4 protein-coding genes are annotated in these 5,960 nt (G+C 73.3%); 2 read left to right on the plus strand and 2 right to left on the minus strand.

The genetic code is table 11. The features are described 5' to 3' along the window. Both AOK23_RS20785 and AOK23_RS20790 read left to right on the plus strand, forming a co-directional pair. On the plus strand, nucleotides 1-2,564 hold a 2,564-nt coding region (locus AOK23_RS20785; protein WP_055714197.1), incomplete at its 5' end, for a sarcosine oxidase subunit alpha family protein. Next, the gene (locus tag AOK23_RS20790; protein ID WP_055714198.1) at nucleotides 2,557-3,159 is read left to right on the plus strand and encodes a sarcosine oxidase subunit gamma; all 603 of its coding nucleotides are present in this window, start codon (nucleotides 2,557-2,559) and stop codon (nucleotides 3,157-3,159) included. The genes AOK23_RS20785 and AOK23_RS20790, both read left to right, overlap by 8 nt. Nucleotides 3,160-3,277: 118 nt before the next feature. Here the strand turns inward: AOK23_RS20790 and AOK23_RS20795 are convergent, their stop codons facing one another. Then, a complete protein-coding gene (locus tag AOK23_RS20795) occupies nucleotides 3,278-5,002 on the minus strand; it encodes a dolichyl-phosphate-mannose--protein mannosyltransferase (protein ID WP_079049588.1) in 1,725 nt (574 codons plus the stop codon). Nucleotides 5,003-5,111: 109 nt separating this feature from the next. Beyond that, entirely contained in the window at nucleotides 5,112-5,903 is a 792-nt protein-coding gene (locus AOK23_RS20800) for a thioesterase II family protein (protein WP_055714199.1), read from the minus strand. Nucleotides 5,904-5,960 lie beyond the last annotated feature (57 nt).

The raw sequence follows: 5,960 nt of genomic DNA on the forward strand, positions 1-5,960 counted from the left end.
CCGTCGAGCTGTACGACGGCCTCGTCGCGAGCAGCCTCCCCGGACAGGGCCGCCTCGCCACCGCCCCGGACCCCGCCCGCTACGACGCCGTCCACGCCCACTGCGACCTGCTGATCGTCGGCGCGGGCCCGGCCGGCCTCGCGGCAGCCGCGGCGGCCGCCGGCAGCGGCGCCCGCGTCATCCTCGCCGACGACCGGCCCGAGCCCGGCGGCAGCCTCCTGGACACCGGCGAACACCTCGACTGGGTCGACACGGTCACCGCCCGCCTCGGCAACGCCCCCGAGGTCCGCGTCCTGCGCCGTACCACCGTGTTCGGCTACTACGACGACAACCATCTCCTCGCCGTGGAGCGCCGCACCAACCACCTCGGCGCGGCCGCCCCCGAGAACGTCTCCCGCGAGCGGGTCTGGCGGATCCGCGCCCGCCGGGTCGTCCTCGCCACCGGCGCCCACGAGCGCTCCCTGGCCTTCGCGGACAACGACCGCCCCGGTGTGATGCTGGCCGCCTCGGCCCGCGCCCACCTGCACCGCCATGGCGTCCTGCCCGGCCGGCGCGCGGTCGTCCTCACCACCAACGACAGCGCCTACGCCGCCGCCCTGGACCTCTCCGCGGCGGGCGTGGACGTCGTGGCGATCGCCGACACCCGCCCCGAGGCGGGGGAGTGGGCCGAGCGCGCCCGCGAGGCCGGCATCGAGGTGCTGACCGGCCACGCCGTCATCGGCACCGACGGCGCCCCCCGCCTCACCGCCGTGTCCGTCGCCCCGTACGGGGAGACCGAGGGCGGACGGGAGTTCGCCGCCGACCTGCTGTTGGTCTCCGGCGGCTGGAACCCGGTGGCGCACCTGTTCAGCCAGGCCGGCGGCAGGCTCCGCCACGACGAGGCCCTCGGCACCTTCGTCCCCGACACATGCCGCCAGGCCGTCGAGGTCGCGGGCGGCGCGAGCGGCACACCGGACCTCGCCGGGGCCCTCGCGCAGGGTGCCGCCGCCGGCGCCCGCGCGATCGAGGCCGAGGGCTACACGGCCGCAACTCCCCGCCTCCCGCAGGTGCCCGTACAGCCCCGTCCGACACCGCCCCAGCACCTGTTCACCGTCCCCGGCCGCGACGGCGCCCCCCGCTTCGTCGACCTGCAACGCGACGTCACCGTCGACGACCTGGCCCGTGCGACCGGCGCCGGTATGCGCTCCGTCGAGCACACCAAGCGGTACACCACCGCCGGCACCGCCAACGACCAGGGCAAGACGTCCGGCGTCCTCGCCGGCGGTGTCGTCGCCGAACTGCTCGGCGTGGACGTCTCCGCGCTCGGCACGACCACCTTCCGGCCGCCGTACACCCCCGTCTCCTTCGCCGCGCTCGCGGGCCGCGACCGGGGCGCCCTCCACGACCCGGTCCGCACGACGGCCCTGCACGAGTGGCACGTCGCGCACGGCGCCCTCTTCGAGAACGTCGGCCAGTGGAAGCGCCCCTGGTACTACCCGCAGGACGGCGAGGACATGGAGACCGCCGTGCTGCGCGAGTGCCGGGCGGCCCGCGAGGGCGTCGCCTTCATGGACGCCTCCACCCTCGGCAAGATCGACGTCCAGGGCCCGGACGCCGCCGTCTTCCTCGACCGGCTCTACACCAACATGATGAGCACCCTGAAGGTCGGCATGATCCGCTACGGCGTGATGTGCCGTCTGGACGGCATGGTCTTCGACGACGGCACGGTCATCCGTCTCGCCCAGGACCGCTTCCTGGTCACCACGACCACGGGCAACGCGGCCACCGTCCTCGACTGGATGGAGGAGTGGCTCCAGACCGAGTGGCCCGAACTGCGCGTCCACTGCACCTCGGTGACCGAGCAGTGGGCCACCGTCGCCCTGGTCGGCCCCCGCTCCCGCGACGTCCTCGGCTCCCTCGCACCGGACCTGGCCGTCGCCAACGACGACTTCCCGTTCATGGCGTGGCGGGAGACGACCGTCGCCGGGATCGAGGCCCGCGTCTGCCGGATCAGCTTCTCCGGCGAACTGGCCTACGAGATCAATGTGTCACCGTGGGAGGCCCTCGCCCTCTGGGAGGCGCTGTACGAGGCCGGCGCCCCGCACGGCATCACCCCCTACGGCACGGAGACCATGCACGTGCTGCGCGCCGAGAAGGGCTACCCCATCATCGGCCAGGACACCGACGGCACGGTCACCCCCCAGGACCTCGGCATGGGCTGGGCGGTCTCCAAGAAGAAGCCCGACTTCATCGGCAAGCGCTCCTACGCCCGCGCCGACACCGCCCGCCCCGACCGCAAGCACCTCGTCGGCCTGCTCCCCGAGGACCCCGACACCTTCCTCCCGGAGGGTACGCACCTGGTCGCCGACAGCGTGCTCCCCGCGCCGCCCGTCCCGATGCTCGGCCATGTCACCTCCAGCTACCGCAGTGCCGCCCTCGGCCGGACCTTCGCGCTCGCCCTGATCAAGGGCGGCCGGGACCGTATCGGCGAGCGGCTGTACGCCCCCGTCGGCGACCGGCTGGTCCCGGTGACCGTCGCAAGCCCCGTCCTCTTCGACCCCGAGGGAGCCCGCCGCGATGGCTGACACCGTCCTCACCTCCGCGCCCCGCAGCCCCCTGGGCGGGGCCGCCGCCCGGCTGGCCGCCGCCACCCGCGCCTCCCAGGGCGCGGTACGGCTGGCCGAACTCCCCTTCCTCACCCAGGTGAACGTGCGCCTCGACGCCAAGGGGCCGGCGGCCGACGCCGTGGGGCTCGCCCTGGACCTGGCCCTGCCCCTCGAACCCAACACCGTCGTCCGCACCGGCGAGTTGACGGCGCTGTGGCTCGGCCCCGACGAATGGCTCCTGGTGGCTCCGCCCGGCCGGGAGCGGGACCTGGAGACCCGGATCCGGGACGCGGCCGGCGACGAACCGGTCTCCGTCACCGATGTCTCCGCCCAGCGCACCACGCTCCTCGTCGCCGGCCCCCGCGCCCGCGACATCCTGGCCCACGGCTGCCCGCTGGACCTGCATCCGCGGGCCTTCGGTCCGGGCCGCTGCGCCCAGACGACCCTCAGCCGCACCCAGGTCGTCCTGGTCGCCCGCGACGAACCCCGGGCCGGCTTCTGGGTGTTGGTCCGCTCGTCCTTCGCCGGCCACCTCGCGGACTGGCTGCTGGACGCGGCGACCGAGTACGTCTGAGCGCTCGGCCCCAGCGGCCCACGGAGCGGCCGATGGACGCCGGTTGACCGGCCGGTTGACCGGCCGATGGAGTGGTGGGTGGACCGGCCGATGGAGTGGTGGGTGGAGCGGCGGGTGGTCAGATCCAGGTGTCGAGCCACATCCTGCTCCGCCAGCCCGCGTACGGGATCGTCTGGCCCGAGTACAGCGGGAAGAAATAGATGAAGTTCCACGCGATGAGCAGCACCAGGGCGCCGGCGACGAACGCGCCCGCGGAGCGGCGGTTGTCGCCCGCGCCCGGTGGCCCGAGCAGCGCGCCCACGGTCATCGCGACGGCCAGGCACAGGAACGGCACGAACACCACGGCGTAGAAGGAGAAGACGGTCCGGTCCTGGTACAGGAACCACGGCAGATAGCCCGAGCCGACACCGCACAGCACCGCGCCCGCCCGCCAGTCGCGGCGCAGCGCCCACCGGAACAGCAGATAGCCGAGCGCCGAGCAGGCCGCCCACCACAGCAGCGGGGTGCCGAGGGCGAGGACCGTCTGTGAACAGTCGACGGCCGTGGCGCAGCCATCCTGCCCGGGCTGCGGCGACTGGTAGTGGAACAGCACGGGACGGCCGAGGACCAGCCAACTCCACGGGTTCGACTCGTACTTGTGCGCCGTGTGCAGGCCCACGTTGAACTCGTAGACGCCGTACTCGTAGTGCCACAGGCCGCGCAGCGGCGCCGGGATCCACGACCAGATTCCGCCCCGGTCGTCCGCCCAGTGCCGTCCGTAGCCCTTGTCGGACAGGAACCAGCCGGTCCATGTGAGCACGTACGTGAACACGGCCACGGGGACGACGGACAGCAGCGACCAGCCGAGGTCCTTGCGGAGCACCGCACGGTAGGGGTGGCGGGCCCCCGCGACACGGCGGGCGGCGACGTCCCACAGCACGGTCAGGGCCAGGAAGAACACCAGGACGTACAGGCCGTTCCACTTGGTGGACGCGGCCAGGCCCAGACAGACGCCGGCCGCGAGGCGCCAGGGCCGCGGTCCCGTCCCGGTGTGTTCGGCGGTGTCCGCGTCCGGCGTCGCACGGCCGTCGTCGTCGACCGGCAGGGCGGCCGCGAGGCGGGCCCGCGCACGGTCCCGGTCGACCAGGAGGCAGCCGAAGGCCGCGAGCACGAAGAACATCACGATGATGTCGAGGAGCGCGGAGCGGCTCATCACATAGTGGAGGCCGTCCATCGCCATGAACGCGCCGGCCAGACATCCCAGCAGCGTCGACCGGAACAGCCGGCGTCCTATTCGGCACAGCATCAGCACCGACAGCGTGCCCAGGACGGCCGTCATGAAGCGCCAGCCGAACGGGTCGAGGCCGAACATCCACTCCCCGACGGCGATGACCCACTTACCCATGGGTGGATGCGCGACGAAGGTCCCCGGGTCGGTCAACGAGATCACTTGAGGGTCCGCCAGGATCTGCGGGTCGGCGATCTTCCGGTCCGGCCAGGTGCCCTCGTACCCGAGCCGGAGCATGGACCAGGCGTCCTTGGCGTAGTACGTCTCGTCGAACATCACGGCGTGCGGCCGGCCGAGGTCCCAGAAGCGGATGGCGCCCGCCAGGGCGGCGACGAGCAACGGGCCCAGCCAGCCCATCGCGTGCGCGACCCGGTGGGCCGCGACCGGCCCGAGGCCGAGCCACTCCCACGGCCGGGTCCCCGGCTCGGGGAAGGGCGGGACCAGCCGTTCACGGAGATCGGCCGCCGGACGCCCGGCATGCCCGAAGCGGCGCAGTCGGTCCCGCCAGTCACCGGCCTCCACCGACGTACCGATACCATCCGGGACCTGGGCACGCGTCGTGTCGCTACTCGTCACCGGGCGACCCTAGTACGTCCTCACCCGCGACAGGGCCCGCCCGCATCGGTCGCGCGGCCGACCTCGGTCGCACGGTGCCGTACCCGGTGAAGGGGGCGGTTCGGAGCGGTCAGGTGGCGGTCGGGGCCGGGGGGTTGGTCCGGTTGGTCCGGGTGAGGGTTTCGGTGATCTGGTGGAGGACTTGGGGCGCCTGGTCGACCAGGTAGAAGTGGCCGCCGGAGTAGATCTTCATCGTGAAGGGGCCGGTCGTGTGGTCCGCCCAGGCCCGTACGTCGTCCAAGGGGGCCTTGGGGTCGGTGTCGCCCACCAGGGCCGTGATCGGGCAGGTCAGCCGGTGCACCCGCTCGGGGCGGTACAGCTCGGCCGCGCGGTAGTCGCTGCGGATCGCGGGCAGGACCATGCGCAGCACCTCGTCGTCGCCGAGGATGCGGCTGTCGGTGCCGGCCAGCCGCTTGATCTCGGCGAGCAGTGCCTCGTCGCCGCGCCGGTGCACGTCGTCCTCCACCCGGAACCGGGAGGGGGCACGCCGACCGGAGGCGAACAGCATCACCGGCACCACCCCGGCGCGCGATTCCAGCAGGCCCGCCAGCTCGAACGCGAGGGACGCGCCCATGCTGTGCCCGAACAGGGCCAGCGGACGGTCCGCCTCCGCGACGACCAACGGCAGCAGCCGGTCGGCGAGTTCGGGGATCGTCTCGACACAGGGTTCCAGACGCCGGTCCTGCCGGCCCGGGTACTGCACCGCGAGCACCTCGACCCGCGGGGAGAGGGCCTGGGACACCGGGAAGTAGAAACTCGCCGAGCCCCCGGCGTGCGGCAGGCACAGCAGCCTCACCTCACAGTCGGCGGCGGGGTGGTAGCGGCGGATCCACAGATCCCTGTCCTCGGTCTGCACGGTCACCTGTCGGCTCCGGAAGCTGGGGGCTGGCGGTCTTCGGACGCTAACAGCCCCCGGCCG

The sequence above is a fragment of the Streptomyces torulosus genome, assembly GCF_001419765.1.
In the GTDB taxonomy this organism is placed as follows: Bacteria; Actinomycetota; Actinomycetes; order Streptomycetales; family Streptomycetaceae; genus Streptomyces; species Streptomyces torulosus.

Excerpts from the sequence above, each read along its gene's own strand:
- AOK23_RS20790 (WP_055714198.1), top strand. The coding sequence starts at position 2,557 with ATGGCTGACACCGTCCTCACCTCCGCGCCCCGCAGCCCCCTGGGCGGG.